Genomic DNA, 20,745 nt, shown 5'->3' with positions numbered 1-20,745 from the left:
GAGGTTTTAAAACCAGCTCAAACCATGGGTGTCTGTTGTCTACAAGGTCTAGTTAATCGAGGCTTAATCACCAAACAAGATGCGATGGAAAAAGCGGTTGATAAAAACCAATTTAGAGGTTTTTAAAGCGAGCTAATATCAATGTAGAGGTTTTAAAGCCAGCCCAAACCATGGGTGTCTGTTGTCTACAAGGTCTAGTTAATCGAGGCTTAATCACCAAACAAGATGCGATGGAAAAAGCGGTTGATAAAAACCAATTTAGAGGTTTTTAAAGCGAGCTAAGATCAATGTAGAGGTTTTAAAACCAGCCCAAACCATGGGTGTCTGTTGTCTACAAGGTCTAGTTAATCGAGGCTTAATCACCAAACAAGATGCGATGGAAAAAGCGGTTGATAAAAACCAATTTAGAGGTTTTTAAAACACGCTAAAATTAATGTAGATGTTTTAAAGCGAGCTAAGATCAATGTAGAGGTTTTAAAGCCAGCCCAAACCATGGGTGTCTGTTGTCTACAAGGTTTACAAGGTCTAGTTAATCGAGGCTTAATCACCAAACAAGATGCGATGGAAAAAGCGGTTGATAAAAACCAATTTAGAGGTTTTTAAAGCGAGCTAAGATTAATGTCGAGGTTTTAAAGCCAGTTCAAACCATGAGTGTCTATTATTTCACTCTTCACATTACGATTTAAAAGATAAGAGAAAGACCAATGAATTTTCATGACTTATTACAAAAAATGGTAAAAGCAGGTGCCTCTGATATGTTTGTTACCGCTAAGCTTGCGGTAAGCGCGAAAGTAAATGGCGAGTTACAAGCAATTGATGATCATCTTTTAACAAGCGATGAATCGTTAGCGCTTGTTCATAATGCTATGAACGATAAACAGAAAAAGCAATTTACTGAAGAAAAAGAATGTAACTTTGCCATTTCAATTGACGACATTGGTCGTTTCCGTATTTCAGCTTTTTGGCAACGCGACATGGCCGGTATGGTTGTTCGACGTATTGTCACAGAAATTCCTGATGCTGATGAACTCGGTTTACCGCCCATTTTAAAAGATGTGGTTATGTCAAAGCGCGGTTTAGTGCTTTTTGTTGGCGGTACGGGTACAGGTAAGTCAACATCAATGGCTTCATTGATTGGTTATCGTAATAAAAATTCGCGTGGCCATATTCTTACCATTGAAGACCCTGTTGAATTTGTGCATGAACATGCTCGTTGTATGGTAACGCAACGTGAGGTTGGCTTAGATACTGAAAGTTTCGATGCCGCTTTAAAAAGCTCATTACGCCAAGCACCCGATGTTATTCTAATTGGTGAAATTCGTAACCAAGAAACCATGGAGCATGCCTTAAGTTTTGCTGAAACTGGGCACCTATGTATTGCAACCTTGCATGCAAATAATGCCAACCAAGCGATTGACCGTATCATGCACTTAGTACCTGCGGGACAACATGGTAAGTTGCTGTTTGATTTAGCGTTAAATTTACGCGGTATTATTGCTCAGCAACTGATCCCTACCTGCGACGGTAACGGGCGTGTTGCAGCGATTGAAATCTTACTTAACTCGCCTTATATCGCAGAACTTATTAAAAAAGGTGATATTGGTAGTATTAAAGAAGTGATGGAAAAGTCGAAAGAACTTGGTATGCAGACCTTTGATGGTGCTTTATTTGAATTGTATCAAAAAGGCTCAATAAACTATGCTGATGCGTTGCATCATGCTGATTCACCGAATGATTTACGCTTGATGATCAAGTTGCGCAGTAATGAACAAGGGGGGACCGGTGCATTAAGCGGCGTGACCATAGACGGTTTTGGCCCTAAAGATACTTAGGTTAATATACGCTTAATAAAGGTTGTAGTTGTTAGACTCAGCTGCTTTAACCATCTAAAAATAGATAGCCAAACCACTTGCAGCATGAGCGTTATGTGGTTTGGCTATACTGCAATTTTCTAGTCGTAAAGCGTTTCAAAATAACTTTCAATAATTAATCTTGCTGACTCAGCATCAATATTATCTTTTTTTAAATTACGATAACCACCAGCGGCAAACAAACGTTCTTTGGCATCCGCTGTAGTTAAACGTTCGTCTTGAAACTCTACCTTCAGAGCAAATTTATTTGACAAGCGGTTACCAAATTTCTTGGCATCAAGGGTTAACTGTTGCTCACTACCATCCATATTCAATGGCAAACCCACCACTAAATAATCGGGTTGCCATTCTTTAATGAATTTTGTTAATTCCATCTCATTAGGAATACCTTCTTTAGCTCTAATTGAGCCTAAAGGAGAGGCACTTCCAGTCAGTTCTTGGCCAACAGCAACGCCAATATATTTTTTACCAAAATCAAAACCTAAAACGGTGCGTTGGCCGACATTTTTTGACACTTATTATTCCTTAACGTTGTTAAGCATGGCCGATATCCGTAGATAAATGGGCCATATCAATACCTAGTTTTTCAGTGGCTTTTTTCCAGCGCTGCTCAATCGGTGTATTAAAAACAATATCACCATCAGCAGGGGTTAAAAGCCAGGCGTTAGTTTTAATTTCTTCTTCTAATTGTCCTGGTCCCCAACCGGCATAGCCTAAGGTAACCATATATTTTTCTGGTGCTCCTTCTGTGCCTAACGCCATTAAAATATCTTTCGAGGTGGTGATCATTACCTCTTTACTGAGCGATAAAGATTGTTTCCAGCAATCTTGTGGGCTGTGTAAAACAAAACCCCGGTCCTGAGAAACAGGACCTCCGGTTAACACTTGTTGACCTAATTCAGGTGCCTGTTCTTTTTTAGCATCTATCTGGACGAGTAATTCGTTTAAAGTCACGTTAACGGGTAAGTTAATAATAAGCCCCATCGCGCCTTCTTCATTGTGCTCACAAATATAAGTCACGGTTTTATTAAAATAGGCATCGTCTAATGCAGGCATTGCAATTAATAGTTGATTTTCTAAGCTTTCCATACCATCACCTTTTACACTTTAAGTTTTAAAAAAACTCTATGTATCATTGTTTTTATAGAGGTATGGTGATCGTTTATTTCAAAGGACCACCGCTAGTAGAGACTAATAACTTTAAATGGTAAAAAATATAACTAAAATATTTATACTCTAGGACGAATATTTTCTTCTATTGCATCCATTAACTTTCCACTGATATTAATCGGATATGCAGCTTCAATTTCTCGGATACAGGTGGGACTGGTAACGTTAATTTCGGTAACTTTGTCACCAATAACATCTAACCCAACAAAGTATAGACCACGTTTCTTCAATTCTGGTGCAATAGTTTCAGCAATTAACCTATCGGTAGCGCTAAGCGGCCTGGCTTCACCACGGCCACCAGCAGCTAAATTACCACGCGTTTCACCTTGTGCAGGGATGCGGGCTAGGCAATAGGGCATAGGTTCACCATTAACGATAAGAATGCGTTTATCGCCATCTTTAATCTCTGGCATAAACTCTTGCACCATAGCGTATTGGTTACCGTGGTTAGTCAGTGTTTCTAATATAACGCCGACATTAGCATCGTTTTCTTTAATGCGAAAAATCGACGCACCGCCCATACCATCAAGCGGCTTGATAATAATGTCTTTTTCTTTTTGATGAAATTCACGAATTTTATCATTATTACGTGTTACTAAGGTACGTGGTGTCAACTCGGCAAACCAGGCAGTAAAAAGTTTTTCGTTACAGTCACGTAAACTTTGCGGCTTGTTTACAATTAATGTGCCTTCAACTTCTGCGCGCTCAAGCATGTAGGTTGCGTAGATAAATTCGGTATCAAAAGGAGGATCTTTACGCATTAAAACCGCGTCAAGCTCTGAAACAGCGATGTCGTTTACTTCGTCTAGTTCATACCAATGTTGAGGATCGTCAAAAACCTTCAATTTTTGTGCTGTGGCACGGCATTGTCCTTGGTCAAGGTATAAGTCTTTCATTTCCATGTAATAAATTTCGTAACCGCGCTTTTGAGCTTCGAACATCATCGCCATAGATGAATCTTTCTTTACATTGACCTGTGAAATAGGGTCCATTACTACGCCAAGTTTAATTGTCATTTTTATTTCCTAAGGTGTTCGTTACTAATTAATATCGCCAAAGCGGCATTGCAATGCGGTAATTGCCGTTAATGCTGCCGTTTCTGTTCTTAATATTCTTGGCCCTAATAAAACATCAACAAAAGAGGCTTCATTGGCTCGTTTAATTTCATCTTCACTTAAACCGCCTTCGGGACCAATAAGTAAACGCACTCGCTGATTTGAATCACTGATGTTTTTTTCAGGTAAATTCATTATTGAGTATTGCGCTTTTGGGTGTAAATTTAGTTTTAATGAAGTACTTGGTTGAGTAAGCCATTCATCTAAATAAACAGCAGGCATAACTATAGGGACCGAACAACGGCCACTTTGTTCACAAGCACTGACGACTATTTTTTGCCATTGGTCTATTTTTTTCTGTAAACGTTCTCCGGTTAGCTTTACCCCGCAACGTTCGGTAAATAGAGGGGTTATGGTGTTAACACCTAGCTCAACCGATTTCTGTAAGGTAAAGTCCATTCGATCGCCACGAGAAATACCTTGTCCTAAATGAATATTTAATGGCGATTCAACATTTTTCTCGGTAAACGATTTTATAATGACTTGGGCATTTTTTTTACTAACGTCGGTTATTTCAGCTTGATAATCGCCAAGTACACCTTGGTTTAATTCGCCATTAAAAAGGGTTAAATTATCACCACTCTTTAAACGCAGAACTCGTATGGTATGGCCGAAGGCATCTTCACTTAAGGTAATCGTGTCGCCAATAGCAAATGATTGTTGCTGATAAATTCTAGGGTTGCTCATAATCTTTATTATTTTTTATTATCTTATCAAGAAATATAAGGGCGGGAGCGACTTATTTCAATTAGCATTTGCCAAAATTGGCGTAATAAAGCCTGTTTAAGATAAATAATGTCCGTTATTACTTTTCATCGGGTGAAATTATTTACATACCATGGCGTTTTAGATAAAAATGCTGACAAGCTTTAACTCAATAAAAGCTTTTGATAGAATGCGCGCCTTGCTACTGACATAGTTATTTTTAGTTGTCAGCTTTATATCAATCTACAGCTCCGGATTTACGTTCTGGCTGGCTCAATGGGTCTTACTACTATGCAAAACATCACTGTTTGTGCACTTTATAAATTTGTGCGCTTAGAAAATTTCGAACAACTTAAAACACCTTTATTAACCGTTATGTTAGAGAACGAGGTTAAAGGCACGCTATTAATAGCAAATGAAGGCATTAACGGCACGGTTGCTGGTTCACAAGCCGGTATTGACGCGCTCTTAGCTCATTTGGAAACAGATGAGCGTTTAATGAATGTCTCCCATAAATATTCATATGCCGACGAAAACCCTTTTCAACGCAGCAAAGTTAAATTAAAAAAAGAAATCGTTACTATGGGCGTTGAAGGTATTGACCCATTATTAACCGTCGGTACTTATGTGAAACCAAAAGATTGGAATGCGCTTATCTCCGATCCAGAAGTTTTATTGATTGATACGCGTAACGATTATGAAATTGAAATTGGTACCTTTAAAAACGCGGTTAACCCTAAGACTGAAACGTTCCGTGAATTTCCCGAATATGTTGCCCAACATTTAGATAAAAATAAGCACAAAAAAGTGGCTATGTATTGTACTGGTGGTATTCGTTGCGAAAAATCAACAGCTTACTTGAAAGAGCAAGGCTTCGAAGACGTTTATCACCTAGAGGGAGGTGTGCTTAAATATTTAGAAGAAGTTGAACAAGAGAATTCAATGTGGGAAGGCGAATGTTTTGTTTTTGATGGTCGTGTTGCCGTTGGTCATGGTTTAGAACAAGGCCAGTACGACCAATGTTTTGCTTGTCGTTACCCGATAACAAGCGAAGAAATGCAGAGCGAACACTATGTTAAAGGCGTGAGTTGTCATCGTTGTTATGACAAGTATACCGATGAGCAGCGCAGTGGTTTTGCTGAGCGTGAGCGTCAAATAAATTTAGCTAACCAACGAGGTGAAAAGCATATCGGTGGCAATGTTCAAGATGTTATCGAACAGCGACGAAAAGAAAAAGTTGCCAGCAAAAAAGCGCAGTCTACAAAGTAGCTATGAGCTAAATTGTTATTTACCTTTTAAACAAAAAAAGCGACCTTTTGAGTCGCTTTTTTTATAGGGGGTTATTACTTAAGTTAAAAACCAGCGGCTTTGCGAAGTGCGTCAGCTTTATCGGTTCTTTCCCACGTAAATGCAGTAAAAGTATCATCACCAACAGTGACTTCAACAGGTTCACGACCAAAATGTCCGTAAGCTGCTGTCATCTGATACATAGGGTGCAACAAATCAAGCATCTTAGTAATGCCGTATGGACGAAGATCAAAATGTGCTCTCACCAATTCAATAAGTTTTGCTTCTGAGACTTTACCAGTACCAAAAGTTTCAATTGAAATTGACGTTGGCTCCGCAATACCAATGGCATAAGAAATTTGAATTTCACAACGGTCAGCCAAACCAGCAGCAACGATGTTTTTTGCTACATAACGACCAGCATAAGCAGCACTGCGATCAACTTTTGATGGATCTTTTCCTGAGAAAGCACCACCACCATGACGAGCCATGCCGCCATAGGTATCAACAATAATTTTACGACCCGTTAAACCACAATCACCCACCGGGCCACCAATAACAAAGCGGCCAGTAGGATTAATAAAGTATTTAGTATCTTTAGTTAATAACTCGGCAGGTAACACAGCTTTTATGATGTTTTCCATCACAGCTTCGTGTAAATCTTCTTGAGAAATTTCCGGATTATGTTGAGTTGATAAAACAACTGCGTCAATGGCTACTGGCTTATTATCTTCATAAATAAAAGTGACTTGAGATTTAGCATCAGGACGTAACCAAGGTAAGACCCCTGATTTACGCACTTCAGCTTGGCGCTCTACTAAACGATGAGAATAAAATATTGGCGCAGGCATTAACGTTTCAGTTTCATTGGTCGCATAACCAAACATTAATCCTTGGTCACCAGCACCTTGATCTTCAGGATTTGCTCGGTCAACACCTTGGGCAATCTCAGGTGATTGCTGGCCAATTAAATTCATAATGCCACAAGTTTCACCATCAAAACCAACGTCAGACGAGGTATAACCAATATTACTAATAACATTACGGGTAATAGTTTCTAAATCAACCCATGCGGTAGTAGAAACCTCACCTGAAATAATAGCTACACCAGTTTTCACCATAGTTTCACAAGCGACACGAGCATTCTTATCTTTAGCGATAATAGCATCAAGTACCGCATCAGAAATTTGATCGGCGATTTTATCCGGATGACCTTCAGAAACTGATTCAGAAGTGAAAAATTGAGTAGACATATAACCTCAGAAAAATGTAATAGTTTAAAATATTTTCGAATTGAAGTTATTCTAACTGCAAGATTAACTATTTTCTAGTTTTTTTACGCCTAGATGGCTAAACGGCTAAAAATAATTATGAATTGTTGATTTATAGAGCACAAAATTGCTGAAGGGTAACATTCTGACCAAAAAGTACCGACATCAATCTCGCTTGTTGTGTAGATACCCTAGAGCTAAAAAAGTGTTGTTGCGACATAGATTGATTACTTGCCAATAATCCTTGGTTTGCAAGTTGTCTGGCAAGCTGGTCAGTTACCGGCTGAGCGGTTTCCATTATAGTAATGTTATCACCAACAATATTTTGTATAAGTGAACGAACAAAGGGGTAATGTGTGCAGCCTAATACTAGTGTATCTATATTACTTTGCAGTAGAGGTTGCAAAAAAGTATGCAGTATTTTAAAGCACTGTTCACTTTGATGAAGGCCTTGCTCGATAAGCTCTACTAGCCCAGGGCACGGTTGAATATAAATTTCAGCGCCATTTTTATGCTTATCTACTAAAGACAAAAATCGAGTGTTTATTGCGGTCGCCTCTGTTACTAACAAGGCGACTTTCTTTGTTTTACTGTGGAGTGCTGCGGGCTTTATTGCCGGCTCAACACCAATGATTGGAATTGATACCCTTAAACGTAGTTGCTCAATAGCGATAACAGTTGCGGTATTACAGGCAACAACAATAGCTTTTACCTGCTGATGAATTAACCAGTCAGCAATTTTATTTACCCGTTCAATGATTTCTGTTGATGATTTGTCGCCATAAGGGGCAAATTGACTATCAGCCACATAAATAAGGTTTTCATCAGGTAAATGTTGATGAATACATTGAGCAATCGACAAACCTCCAATGCCAGAGTCGAAAATACCGATCGCTTGGGTGTTTGAATGAACTTGCTTTAATGGCGCTTTGTCTGATTTTGTGGCTAGGTAATTTTGGCTCATGATCTCTATTATTAATGACTAACGAAGTAAAATGGGTCTTTGTTGTGTTGATGTTATCAAGAAAAGCGGTCTAGGCGCTATTTAGCCGATTATTTTACTTGCCATTTATTTTTTAGTTTATCTAAAATACCGTTATTTTTGATTGTTTTATAGGCATCCATATATTTAGTAACAATTTCTTCATCACTATTCAGACTAAAGGCAAAATATAAATCATGATTTACGGCAGATAGAGAAATCATTTTTTTAAGCTTAGTTATATCTAAATTTAATTCACTTGCGCGTGCTGTTAAGGTGTTTTTTGTACCCGTTATAATATCAACTCTATTAATATATAGCATTTGTAAACTTTGCTCTGGGGAGCCGAGTACATGAAGATAGGGATATTGTTGTTGTTGAAAATGTTGGGCTGTACTTGACGAGTTAGTGACCGCTATTTTGTATTTTCTGAGTTGTTTGATATTAGTTATTGGTGTTTGAAATTTTTCTTTTAAGCCCCAAGCATAAACATCCTCTGTCATTAATTTACCACCCCAAATGAATGAGTCCTCTCTTAATAAAGTTCGTGATAGGGAGAAAATAAGTGTATTTGCTTGATTGATGGCTGTTTTATAAGCACGCGCCCAAGGTAACACCCGTAGATCAATATCATCATCGGTAATTTTGAATATTTCGTCCATTACCTCTACCGAAAAGCCATTCAGAACATTATTCTCTTGATAGAATTGATATGGGGGTAATATTTCTGTGACGACAAGCTGCTCGGCATTACTTGATGAAGTAATGCCAATTAAAAAGAGCAGTATACAGAGATATTTTATATTCATATAAACAGATAACTCATTTGATAAAGGGAGATAAATTGAGTATAGAAAACATTAATTTATTATGCTTTCTTTTGTCTTTCCAATTAAATTATTTTGGCAGGTTTTACTTAGCAATGACAGCATTACCGCTTTGAATTACTGTGACTTATTGATATTAAATTTTATTTACTTTGAAACAACGATTATCGCCTAAAGTATAGCGGTTGATATTAACTTGCAGGATAATTGTTATATAAAGAAAAGGATGCTTCCAAGGTGCCGCAGTCGACTTTAGTCCTGAACACCGGGTGTTGTTAGGTGCTGCGCGGAGGTATCAGGTTTAAACCTAATATTTTTGAAAAAAGGATGCTTCCAAGGTGCCGCAGTCGACTTTAGTCCTGAACACCGGGTGTTCAGGGCGGAGGTATCATTTCAACCGTAGGCTTCCCGATACGAGCCGGGCTTGCACAATAGCTAATAATCAACTTCCTTAGGTAAAACTTATCGGCTCAGGGACATAGTTAACATACAAACACCCCAGAAGACGACGTTAGTATAGCTAATTTCTTGAAGCGATTTAAGTGTTTTTTTGCAACTTAGGTTTGTTTGTTTTTTTAGTGAACAGAGGTTGCTGAAAAATCAGGCTTTCTTGAGGTATTCGGAAATTACAGCTTGTTTTATAGTCGCTTGTAGTAAATCAATTTTACTTTGCAGCGCAGCACGCTCATCGATTAGTTCTTTACGAGCGGCTAATAAATCATTAGATAAGTTAAGTGCGGTCATTACCAGAGATTGCTCAGGTGTCTTTATAGAGCAAGTTTTACTGTCTGTTAGCAAACGTTGGTTTAATTCTTCCGCAGCTAATAGTAAAGACGATTCTTGCCCGCTCGGACATGAAATCTTTAGTCTTCTATTAGCAACTTCAATGGTAACCGAGTGTTGACTCATAACAGGCTGATTCTCACAAAAACATCTTAATTAATAGTAATATATGCATATCTCAGCACTATAGCGATGAGCCGTACACTATGCAAGCGTTCTCTAGGGTTTTCTCCTTTTAATCTCTAGCATCATAAAAGCGTGAATGTTACGATACCTAGCATTAACTCACGCATTTTATTGATGATTAAAACATGTCCAACGAAACCTCTTTAGACTTTGCCTCCGTGCAAGCAATTCTTACAACAGAAAGCATTACCGTCCATGGTGCTGAATTACACGGGGTATTAACCGGCTTAGTTTGTGCTGGTTTTACCTTTGAAAGTGAAGACTATATCGTGATGATTAATGACTTATTTAACAATGGTGAAGGCTTACCTCGTGCCGTTAAGTCGTTGGTAAAATCAATGTTTGCAAAAGTTTGGCATGATATTATTGATGATTCTTATGGGTTTCAATTAACCTTACCAGATGACGACGATAGTATGGTTGAGCGTGGCCATGCCTTAAGTGTTTGGGTACAAGGCTTTAACTTAGGATTTGGCTTACAACAAAAAAACAAAGCAGTATTATCAGCAGACGTTAAAGAAGTCCTTATTGATTTTGCTGAAATTGCTAATTTGTCTGACGAAATGGAAGAAGACGAAGATACCGAACAAGCCTATTTTGAAATAGCTGAATATGTCAGAATTTCTGCCTTATTGTGTTTTACCGAGCTCGGCTCACCGCCAGAAAGTAAAAGCGCAGAAGATACTGTCCACTAAAAAAAGATTAAGTCATGAATACATTAACTTTAGTAAAAAATACTTTATTACCTTTGGCAGAATTCATTCAACGTCGTGCTCAATTTTTTACCTCGATGCCAGAAAATTCTATTGCGATATTTCCCGCGGCACAAGAAGTCACGCGCAGTAATGATACCGAATATGCTTTTTGCCAAGATAAAACTTTTTATTATCTAACGGGGTATAACGAACCTGATGCTATTTTAGTGCTGATTAAATCTGCTGATGAGGGCGAAAAGAATGAAAAAAGTATTTTATTTAATCTTGAGAAAAATCCCCTTCAAGAAGTCTGGCATGGTAGGCGAGTAGGACAAGCGTTAGCGGTAGCGCATTATGGTGTAGATCAATGTTTTCCACTAACCGAAATAGATCAATACCTCCCTGATTATATTGCCGATAAAAGTCACTTGTTGTTTTGCCAAGGAAAAAACACCTGCTTTGATAGTCAAATATATGCATGGTTGTCAGCTGTTAAAGCGCAAAGTCGCCTTGGCGTAAAAGCACCGACATTACTGGTTGATTGTCGAAATATTATTGAAGAAATGCGTTTAATAAAAAGTGCCGGTGAACTCGATATTATGCGTCAAGTAAATATTATTAGCGGTGCGGCTCATGCCAGAGCGATGAAACAGTCAGCGATTGGTAAATTTGAATATCAATTAGAAGCGGAAATATTGCATGAATTTGCCAGTAATGGTGCAAGGCACCCAGCTTATGGCAGTATTGTTGCCTGTGGTGATAATGGCAATATTTTACATTACACTAACAATGATGACGTACTGAAAAATAACGAATTGGTGTTGATTGACGCCGGTGGTGAACTTAGCGGCTATGCGGCTGACATTACCCGTACCTTTCCTGCAAATGGTAAATTCACATCAGCACAACGAGACGTTTATCAATTGGTGCTAGATGCACAGAACTTAGCGATTGGTGCAATAAAGCCGCAAGCAACCTTTGCCGAGCTTAATGTTTTAGTGAATAACTTCCTGACTTCAGGTTTACATCGTTTAGGTATATTGTCTGGGAATTTAGCACAGTTACTCGAGGATAAAGCCTGTAAGAAGTACTTTATTCATGGTCTAGGGCATTGGTTGGGTTTAGATGTTCATGATGTTGGTGATTATCAGTCAAATGATAAGCGCGAGCAATGTCGAGCGTTTGAACAAGGTATGGTGATGACCATAGAGCCGGGCATTTATATTCCACTTGATGATTATAGTGTTGATAAAAAATGGCGCGGTATAGCGATAAGAATTGAAGATAATATAGTGGTAACTGATCAAGGTCATGAAAACTTAACAGTAAATGCGCCAAAATCAATTGCTGAAATTGAACAAATAATGATTGCGCATAGTTAACTGACTTGTTTTTTATTGTCAATTCACCTTGCCATATGAACTTATCAGCATAGATTTGCGTACTTAAATTCAGGCAGCAATCATTAATCAATGTTTCATTACACAACTCAATGGAGAGTTAGCAATGAACTTAGCATTTCACTTTTACACTTTATCTTAAGCGATTGTATTAAATAGCTAAAAAGTAACTATGAAAAAAGAATTCGATATCGTAATTTCTGGTGGTGGTTTATCTGGTGCATTAATGGCGCTGAGTTTGATCGACTGCAAAAAACAACAGGGTCAGTCACTGTCTATTGCCATTGTTGAAGCTAATCCGGTATTAGAAGACCCAAGATTAACTTTTGACGATCGAGTGTTAGCGCTTTCACATGGTACAGCTACCTATTTAGAACGTTTAGGGATTTGGCAACAATTAAAGTACCTAGCCGAGCCTATTAAAAATATTCATATCTCAGATCGGGGCTTTTACGGTAAAGCTCGGCTTTATGCTGAGCATCATCAAGTCAATGCCTTAGGTTTTGTTGTTGAAATGTCATTGCTTGGGCAAGCCTTATTAGCGAGCTTAAAAGAGAAAAACAAAATAACGGGTAATATCACTTGGTTCACTCCCGATAAAATAACCGATATTACTTGGCGAAAAGAGCAAGTTGAACTAACGCTTAATTCAACAGCAAAGCTTAGCGCCAAATTACTACTAGCCTGTGATGGTGTTCATTCAGCCTGTCGAAAACTTGCTAACATTGCTGTGCAAACCTCTGACTATGGTCAATCGGCACTCATTACCAATGTAAGTACGACAATTGCCCACAATAATCTGGCTTTTGAACGCTTTACTGATACTGGGCCTATTGCGATGTTACCGCTGTCAAACCAAGGGCGCGCAACAAGTGATAGTCGCTGTTCCTTGGTGTGGACATTACCGCCTGAGCAAGCAGATAAAATGCTAGCACTTAGCGATAAGCAATTCCAAGATGAACTTGAAAATGCTTTTGGCAGTTGGCTTGGCGCAATAACCCAAGTGGGTAAACGTGACATTTATCCGCTTAAATTATTAATGGCTGATGAACAGGTGTTTCATCGGATGGCACTTATTGGTAATGCTTCTCATACTATTCATCCTATTGCCGGACAAGGGTTTAACTTGGGTGTAAGAGATGTTAGGCAAATGGTAGAACTGATCAAAATAGCCTTAACAAATAATAAGGACATTGGACAGTTTTCACTGTTGAGTGATTATGCCTCGCACCGAAAATTAGATCATCAGCAGGTCATCGGCTTAACGGATTCGTTAGTGACACTTTTTTCAAATAAATTGCCCGCTTTAGTTGTTGGTCGTAATGTTGGTTTGAAAGTCATGAATTATTTATCACCATTAAAAAGTCGCCTCGTTAGAAAAACGATGGGTTATTAGTGGCTAAATCACGGCCACTATAAAGATAAAGTTAAACAAAGCGTAAAGCGATTTTAAAATTAAGAAGAATAACATGCAAAAATTTGATGTATTAATTGTTGGCGGTGGCATGGTGGGGCTAACCTTAGCTTTAGCACTGCGTCAGCAAACGCAGCTAACTGTTGCGATTGTAGACACTTCACCACCGACTGAATTATCAGAACAGCCTGATGTTCGGGTCAGTGCGCTTAATGTTGCCAGTAAACAAATTTTTGATAATCTTGATGTTTGGTCAATAATTCAACAAAAACGTATTCAAGCTTATACTGATATGCATGTTTGGGATAAAGCCGGCTTTGGAAAGTTGCTTTTTTCTTGTGACGATTTACAACAGAGTTCATCGAATGAACAGTTAGGTTGGATCGTTGAAAATAGCGTTATACGTCTGAGTCTTTGGCAAAAAGCACAAGCAGATCAAGGCATAACTTTTTATACTGAAAATACCTTGAGTAATATAAGTATTGGTGAAAGTGAAGCTTTTGTTAGCTTTACGGCAACTAACGGCAACCCTATGCCAATAACCGCCAAATTAGTGGTTGGGGCCGATGGCGCAAATTCTTGGGTTAGACGTCAAATGGCGTTCCCCTTAACTTTTCGTGATTATGACCATCACGCCATTGTTGCTACCGTAAAATGCTCACAAGGGCACCAAAATACCGCATGGCAAGTTTTTTTAGAAACTGGCCCTCTAGCGCTACTGCCACTTAACGACGCTCAGGGAACGCACGATTTATGTTCAATCGTTTGGTCAACATCTCCCGAAGACGCAATCCGTTTAAATGGCTTAACCCCAATAGAGTTTTCAAAAGCGTTAACGGCAGCAAGTGATGGGAAATTAGGGAATATTGAACTGCAGAGTAAGCGTTTTACTCATCCGCTAACTATGCGTATTGCCCAAAGCTTTGTTCAAGAGCGTATTGCTTTGGTTGGTGACGCTGCTCATACCATTCACCCATTAGCAGGCCAGGGCGTTAATTTAGGTTTACTTGACGCGGTATCATTGGCACAAATTATTAATGACAAAATAACCCAACAAAAAGCCCCTAATGATGCTTGGTTAACTACTCGCTTGTTAAATGAATATTCCCGTTGGCGTAAAGCTGAAGCAACCGAAATGGTTGCAGCAATGGAGTCAATTAAACAAGTGTTTACGCCTCAACAAGGCGCGATAAAATTGGTGAGAGGTCTGGGTTTGTCTTTAATCAATAACTTAAAGCCCGTTAAGCAAGTCTTAATTAAACAGGCATTGGGTTTGAAAAGTGAGTTACCTAAACTTGCAACAATCAAAGACAAATTATTATAAAATTAACTTTGCTTCGATTATTTAAGCAAACGCTTTTGACATGACCGTAATAGCTGGTATTAACGTTTGCTCGGCCTTATAAAACTTATCTAAAGATTGTCTTTTAATTACCTAGTAAATCGATACAAAATAATTTCCTAAACGTCGTAATACTCTCTATTGCTTTTGATATTATTAGTTTTTAAATTAATAAGTTCTACTGAAAAAAAATGTCAGTAAAAAACACAAAATAAAAACCCAAGATTCGATTTTTTAATCAAGCGAAACTGATTATAATTTTTTATAGTGACTCTTTTGAAAATTAAATTTGGATTAAAATATTTATCTGGTTTAAAATTTGTATTTTTGACTGTTTACTTCATTTTTAGTTGAATAGGTGGCTTTGCGCGGCTATAATCTGGTCAATTATTTTGTAAATATACTACCTTTAAGCTTGGCTTAATGGCGAATTCATACAATTAAAGTGGAATACATACGATGACTAATAAAACCGTATTACATGCTAAGCATATTGAAGCTGGCGCAAAACTAGTTGATTTTCACGGCTGGGAAATGCCAATTAACTACGGCTCGCAAATAGAAGAGCATAATGCTGTTCGAACTGATGCTGGCATGTTTGATGTTTCACACATGACCATTGTTGATATTAAAGGTGTTGATGCTCAAGCATATTTACGCCGTTTAGTGATTAACGATGTTGCAAAATTAGCCGTTGCAGGCAAAGCCCTTTATACCGGTATGTTAAATCACGAAGGTGGTGTTATTGATGATTTGATCATTTATTTCTTCACTGAAACTTATTACCGTTTGGTTGTTAACTCAGCAACGCGCGTAAAAGATTTAGCGTGGATGAATGAACAAGCGGCTGGTTTTGAAGTTACAATTACCGAACGTCCTGAATTTGGCATGATTGCCGTGCAAGGGCCACAAGCTAAAGCTAAAGTAGCTACATTATTAACAGCAGAGCAAGCTCAAGCCGTTGAAGGTATGAAGCCATTCTTTGGTGTTCAAGCCGGTGATTTATTTATTGCCACTACTGGTTATACTGGTGAAGATGGTTATGAAATTGTTGTTCCAGAAGACCAAGCAGCAGATCTATGGCAAAAACTACTCGACGCAGGTGTTGCACCTTGTGGTTTAGGCGCTCGTGATACCTTACGTTTAGAAGCTGGTATGAATCTTTACGGTTTAGATATGGACGAAACTGTTTCGCCATTAGCGGCTAACATGGCATGGACCATTAGCTGGGAACCGACCGATCGTAACTTTATTGGCCGTGAAGTATTAACTGCTCAAAAAGCGGCTGGCGACCAACCTAAACTTGTCGGTTTGGTTTTTGAAGAAAAGGGCGTATTACGCACTGGCCTTAAAGTGATTACGCCATTTGGTGAAGGTATCATTACCTCAGGTACATTTTCGCCAACACTAGGTCATAGTATTGCTATGGCTCGTGTACCTCGCAGTGTAAGCTTAGGTGACACTGTTGAAGTAGAAATGCGCAAAAAATTAGTGAATGTTAAAGTGATCAAAGCCAGCTTTGTTCGCAATGGAAAAAAAGTTTTTTAATCAATTTTTAATGATAAAAATTTGTTAGAGAACCAAGTAGAATGACAACATTGGTTGAGGGTGAATTTATTTACCCTTGTCCAATATAGAAGAATAATTAAGCTATAGTATTTAATTGTTAGCCAATAGCGACAATTGAAATTGAGTTTACGACAAACAATAATTAACCTCAGGAAAATAAAAAATGAGCAACATTCCTTCAGAACTAAAATATGCAACATCACACGAATGGGTACGTCAAGAAGGTAACGGCGTAGTTACTGTTGGTATCACTGAGCATGCACAAGACTTATTAGGTGACATGGTATTTGTTGAATTACCTGATGTTGATGATGAAATCAGTACGGGTGACGACGTTGCAGTAGCAGAATCTGTTAAAGCGGCTTCAGACATCTACGCACCTGTTTCAGGTAAAGTTATTGAAGTAAATGAAGACTTAGAAGATTCTCCTGAACTAGTTAACTCAGACGCTTTTGGCGCCGGTTGGTTATTCAAGGTTCAGTTAGCTGATGAAGCAGAGTTAGATGCTTTATTAGATGCTGAAGGTTACGCAAACTCTATTGACGAAGACTAATTTTGGGTACATTTAGCTTTTATGTGGCGTTGCTTTTGTTACTCGTCTAACTCACTTGCTTTTTAAACCTTTAGCTAAAGGCTTACTAAGCTGATAAGACTGATAATTTAGCGCCTTACCTAAAAGCTAACTGTTTACGAAATCTGTTATTAAGCCTCTAACTGATTGTTCGGGGCTTTCTTTTAGTTACTCAGTAACTAATGACCCAGTTAATTTATTTCACACTTAAGAGAAGCTGTTTTATGACTACTCAATCAAAATCACTTGCTTATTTAGAGCAAACTCAAGACTTTATTCGTCGTCACATTGGCCCTAATGCCGAACAAACTCAAGCAATGTTAAATGACATTGGCGCAGAGTCGGTTGACGCACTTATCAATGAAATCGTACCAAGTGATATTCGTTTATCAGCATTGCCTGCGATTGAAGAAAGTAAAACAGAAGCGCAAGCTTTAAGCGATTTAAAAGCGGTTGCAAGCTTAAACAAAGTAAACGACACCTACATTGGTTTAGGTTACTACGGCACATTAACCCCGAACGTTATTTTGCGTAACGTGTTAGAAAATCCAGGCTGGTACACAGCTTACACGCCTTACCAACCAGAAATTGCTCAAGGTCGTTTAGAATCATTATTAAACTACCAGCAGATGTGTATTGACCTTACCGGTTTAGAACTAGCCTCTGCTTCATTATTAGATGAAGGTACTGCAGCTGCTGAGGCCATGGCATTAGCAAAACGAGTTTCTAAAAACAAAAAATCAAACTTATTCTTTATCTCAAGTGATGTTTACCCACAAACTATCGACGTTGTTAAACAGCGTGCAGAAATGTTTGATTTTGATGTTATCGTTGCTCCTGCTCACGAAGCAGCTGACCATGATGTTTTTGGTGCTTTACTGCAATACCCAAGTGCAACGGGTGAAGTCACAGACATTAGCGAGTTAATTGAAAAAATTCACGCAAACAAAGGTATTGTTGCGGTAGCTGCCGATATCATGAGTTTAGTGATGTTAAAAGCGCCAGGCGAATTAGGTGCTGATGCCGTTATTGGTTCAAGCCAACGTTTTGGCGTGCCAATGGGCTACGGCGGGCCACACGCAGCATTTTTTACTACTTCTGAAAAATACAAACGTTCATTACCTGGTCGTATTATTGGTGTGTCTAAAGATACCCGTGGTAATGCTGCACTACGTATGGCAATGCAAACTCGTGAGCAGCATATTCGCCGTGAAAAAGCTAACTCAAACATTTGTACAGCTCAAGTACTCTTAGCGAACATGGCGGCGTTTTACGCGGTTTATCATGGTCCTAAAGGCTTAAAAATTATTGCTAATCGCATTCATCGTTTCGCAGATATTTTATGCTTAGGCACAGCCACAAAAGGCTTAACCGCTGTTCATGCTAACTACTTTGACACTTTAACGTTTAATTTAGATAACAAAGAAGAAATCGTTGCGCGCGCATTAGCCGCTGGCGTTAACTTCCGTACTGACATCGACGGTCAGATTAGTATTTCTATTGATGAAACAACGACTCGTGAAAATATCGCTGGTTTATTCGATATATTATTGGGCGAAGGTCATGGTTTAGACGTTAGCGACCTCGACGACAAAATAGTAAGCAGCGGTCATTGTTCAATTCCTGCAGCATTAGTACGTGAATCTGAAATATTGACTCACCCGGTATTTAATTCATACCACAGCGAAACAGAAATGCTTCGTTACATCAAAAGATTAGAAAACAAAGATTTAGCATTGAACCATTCAATGATTTCTTTGGGCTCTTGTACGATGAAATTAAATGCAACAGCGCAAATGATACCGGTATCATGGCCTGAATTCGCTAACATGCACCCATTTGCACCTGTTGACCAAGCCTTAGGTTATAAGCAAATGATTGACGAGTTAGGCGATTGGTTAGTTGAACTTACCGGTTACGACAACATTTCAATGCAACCAAATTCAGGTGCTCAAGGCGAGTACGCGGGTTTAATCGCGATTGTTAAATATCATGAAAGTCGTGGCGATGCACATCGTAACATCTGTTTAATTCCATCTTCTGCTCACGGCACAAACCCTGCGTCTGCGCAAATGGTTGGTATGAAAGTTGTTGTTGTTGCTTGTGATAAAGAAGGCAACGTTGACATGAACGACTTGCGCACTAAAGCAAGCGAAATGGCCGACAATCTTGCCTGTATTATGATCACATACCCGTCAACGCACGGCGTATATGAAACAACAGTTGCAGAAATCTGTAACATCGTTCACGAACATGGCGGTCAAGTTTACCTTGATGGCGCAAACATGAACGCACAAGTAGGCGTAACGTCGCCAGGCTATATTGGCGCTGACGTTTCTCACCTAAACTTGCATAAAACTTTTGCTATTCCACACGGTGGTGGTGGCCCAGGTATGGGACCTATTGGTGTTAAAGCACACCTTGCACCATTCTTGCCTGATCATGCATTAATTAACGTTGATGAAAGCACTAAAGGTAATGGCGCAGTTGCAGCCGCACCATTTGGTAGTGCGGGTATTTTATGTATCTCTTACCTTTACTGTGCAATGCTAGGTAAGCAGGGCGTAACAGATGCGACTAAATATGCGATTACTAACGCCAACTACTTAGCTAAAAAATTAAGTGAACATTACCCGCTTTTATATGCAGGAAAAAATGGCCGTGTTGCTCATGAATGTATTATCGATTTGCGTCCACTTAAAGCAACGTCGGGTATTACCGAAGTCGATATAGCAAAACGCTTAATTGATTATGGTTTTCATGCACCCACTATGTCGTTTCCAGTAGCGGGTACTTTCATGATTGAACCTACAGAGTCTGAGTCTAAAGTTGAACTTGACCGTTTTGTTGAAGCCATGGTTTCTATTCGCGACGAAGTACGTAAAGTTGAATCAGGTGAATGGTCAAGTGACAACAACCCTTTGCATAATGCTCCGCATACGTTAGCAGATATTACTGATACTTGGGATCGTGGTTATTCTATTAAAGAAGCGGTATTCCCAGTTCCAGCTGCAGCCAAAAATAAATTTTGGCCAACAGTTAACCGTATCGATGATGTATACGGAGACCGTAACTTAATTTGTTCATGTCCTCCAATTGAAAGCTACCAAGACTAGTTTTTCTTTTGAGCACAACACTTAGAGTTGGAAACTGACATTTAGAGTTGAAAGCTTTCAAATTATGTATAAAGGCGAATCAGAAATGATTCGTCTTTTTTATTTTTATAATTACCGACTACAGGAAAGGTTAACAGTATTTTTTCTGTTTAGTTGAATTATAATTGCTCTGTATTTCGAATCATTTCTTTATATACAGGCACGATAATACCATCCATTTATCATACATTTTCCCATCGAACACTTTCTTCTTATTAGGCCACCCATAATAACTGATGCAGTTTTCGCTCAATAAACTAGACTTAAGGTACTTTTATTCAGTCAGGTGACTATTATGCCTAAGCCTCGCTCACAACAAATCAGTTTATTGGACACCCCTTATTATCACATTTGCAGTCGTACGGTACGCAAGGCTTTTTTGTGTGGCGTAGATAAGGAAAC

17 protein-coding genes, 1 other RNA gene and 1 pseudogene are annotated in these 20,745 nt (G+C 38.8%); 10 read left to right on the top strand and 9 right to left on the bottom strand.

What is annotated here, in order from left to right; translation table 11 throughout:
* The first annotated feature begins 704 nt into the window (after positions 1-704).
* Positions 705-1,832 (top strand): PilT/PilU family type 4a pilus ATPase, encoded by a 1,128-nt coding sequence (locus ESZ26_RS18045; RefSeq protein ID WP_146801068.1) that lies wholly within the window; start codon positions 705-707, stop codon positions 1,830-1,832.
* A gap of 119 nt (positions 1,833-1,951) precedes the next feature.
* Here ESZ26_RS18045 and ruvX read toward each other — a convergent pair whose 3' ends face one another.
* The 4 genes from ruvX to rsmE all read right to left on the bottom strand — a co-directional run bounded on the left by ruvX (position 1,952) and on the right by rsmE (position 4,843).
* A complete protein-coding gene (gene ruvX, locus ESZ26_RS18040) occupies positions 1,952-2,386 on the bottom strand; it encodes a Holliday junction resolvase RuvX (protein ID WP_146801066.1) in 435 nt (144 codons plus the stop codon).
* A 19-nt stretch (positions 2,387-2,405) separates the two neighbouring features.
* Positions 2,406-2,960, bottom strand: coding sequence for a YqgE/AlgH family protein (locus ESZ26_RS18035; protein ID WP_146801064.1), 555 nt, complete (start codon positions 2,958-2,960; stop codon positions 2,406-2,408).
* Positions 2,961-3,100: 140 nt separating this feature from the next.
* Positions 3,101-4,057, bottom strand: a complete 957-nt coding sequence (gene gshB, locus ESZ26_RS18030; RefSeq protein WP_070374249.1) for a glutathione synthase — start codon at positions 4,055-4,057, stop codon at positions 3,101-3,103.
* Between the two features lie 24 nt (positions 4,058-4,081).
* Entirely contained in the window at positions 4,082-4,843 is a 762-nt protein-coding gene (rsmE, locus tag ESZ26_RS18025; protein ID WP_146801062.1) for a 16S rRNA (uracil(1498)-N(3))-methyltransferase, read from the bottom strand.
* Positions 4,844-5,152: 309 nt separating this feature from the next.
* Here rsmE and trhO point away from each other — a divergent pair, with 309 nt between their 5' ends.
* Positions 5,153-6,130 carry an oxygen-dependent tRNA uridine(34) hydroxylase TrhO gene (gene trhO / locus ESZ26_RS18020; RefSeq protein ID WP_146801060.1) on the top strand — a complete coding sequence of 326 codons (978 nt, stop codon included), beginning with the start codon at positions 5,153-5,155 and terminating at the stop codon, positions 6,128-6,130.
* A gap of 83 nt (positions 6,131-6,213) precedes the next feature.
* Here trhO and metK read toward each other — a convergent pair whose 3' ends face one another.
* The 5 genes from metK to ESZ26_RS17995 all read right to left on the bottom strand — a co-directional run bounded on the left by metK (position 6,214) and on the right by ESZ26_RS17995 (position 10,137).
* Positions 6,214-7,401, bottom strand: a complete 1,188-nt coding sequence (metK, locus tag ESZ26_RS18015) for a methionine adenosyltransferase (protein ID WP_146801058.1) — start codon at positions 7,399-7,401, stop codon at positions 6,214-6,216.
* Between the two features lie 130 nt (positions 7,402-7,531).
* Entirely contained in the window at positions 7,532-8,383 is an 852-nt protein-coding gene (murI, locus tag ESZ26_RS18010; protein WP_211361246.1) for a glutamate racemase, read from the bottom strand.
* Positions 8,384-8,472: 89 nt separating this feature from the next.
* The gene (locus ESZ26_RS18005; protein ID WP_146801056.1) at positions 8,473-9,210 is read right to left on the bottom strand and encodes a substrate-binding periplasmic protein; all 738 of its coding nucleotides are present in this window, start codon (positions 9,208-9,210) and stop codon (positions 8,473-8,475) included.
* 344 nt (positions 9,211-9,554) lie between these two features.
* Positions 9,555-9,736, bottom strand: a non-coding RNA gene (gene ssrS / locus ESZ26_RS18000) — 6S RNA.
* A 92-nt stretch (positions 9,737-9,828) separates the two neighbouring features.
* Positions 9,829-10,137, bottom strand: coding sequence for a cell division protein ZapA (locus ESZ26_RS17995; RefSeq protein WP_146801054.1), 309 nt, complete (start codon positions 10,135-10,137; stop codon positions 9,829-9,831).
* A gap of 185 nt (positions 10,138-10,322) precedes the next feature.
* Between ESZ26_RS17995 and ESZ26_RS17990 the strand changes: the two genes are divergently transcribed.
* From ESZ26_RS17990 to ESZ26_RS19510, 8 genes and pseudogenes are all read left to right on the top strand, one after another.
* Positions 10,323-10,892: a UPF0149 family protein gene (locus ESZ26_RS17990; RefSeq protein WP_146801053.1), complete on the top strand. Its 570-nt coding sequence runs from the start codon at positions 10,323-10,325 to the stop codon at positions 10,890-10,892.
* A gap of 14 nt (positions 10,893-10,906) precedes the next feature.
* Positions 10,907-12,274, top strand: coding sequence for a Xaa-Pro aminopeptidase (gene pepP, locus ESZ26_RS17985; RefSeq protein ID WP_146801051.1), 1,368 nt, complete (start codon positions 10,907-10,909; stop codon positions 12,272-12,274).
* Between the two features lie 190 nt (positions 12,275-12,464).
* Entirely contained in the window at positions 12,465-13,688 is a 1,224-nt protein-coding gene (ubiH, locus tag ESZ26_RS17980; protein ID WP_146801049.1) for a 2-octaprenyl-6-methoxyphenyl hydroxylase, read from the top strand.
* Positions 13,689-13,761: 73 nt separating this feature from the next.
* Positions 13,762-15,030: an FAD-dependent monooxygenase gene (locus tag ESZ26_RS17975; RefSeq protein ID WP_146801047.1), complete on the top strand. Its 1,269-nt coding sequence runs from the start codon at positions 13,762-13,764 to the stop codon at positions 15,028-15,030.
* A gap of 477 nt (positions 15,031-15,507) precedes the next feature.
* Positions 15,508-16,596: a glycine cleavage system aminomethyltransferase GcvT gene (gcvT, locus tag ESZ26_RS17970; protein ID WP_146801045.1), complete on the top strand. Its 1,089-nt coding sequence runs from the start codon at positions 15,508-15,510 to the stop codon at positions 16,594-16,596.
* A gap of 184 nt (positions 16,597-16,780) precedes the next feature.
* Positions 16,781-17,170, top strand: coding sequence for a glycine cleavage system protein GcvH (gene gcvH / locus ESZ26_RS17965; protein ID WP_070374238.1), 390 nt, complete (start codon positions 16,781-16,783; stop codon positions 17,168-17,170).
* Between the two features lie 242 nt (positions 17,171-17,412).
* The gene (gene gcvP / locus ESZ26_RS17960) at positions 17,413-20,304 is read left to right on the top strand and encodes an aminomethyl-transferring glycine dehydrogenase (RefSeq protein ID WP_146801043.1); all 2,892 of its coding nucleotides are present in this window, start codon (positions 17,413-17,415) and stop codon (positions 20,302-20,304) included.
* Between the two features lie 334 nt (positions 20,305-20,638).
* Positions 20,639-20,745 (top strand): annotated as a pseudogene (locus ESZ26_RS19510) (transposase); the annotation flags it as partial.

Origin of the sequence: Colwellia hornerae, assembly GCF_007954355.1 — a bacterium.
In the GTDB taxonomy this organism is placed as follows: Bacteria; Pseudomonadota; Gammaproteobacteria; order Enterobacterales; family Alteromonadaceae; genus Colwellia_A; species Colwellia_A hornerae.
This window is presented reverse-complemented; position numbering and strand designations above follow the sequence as displayed.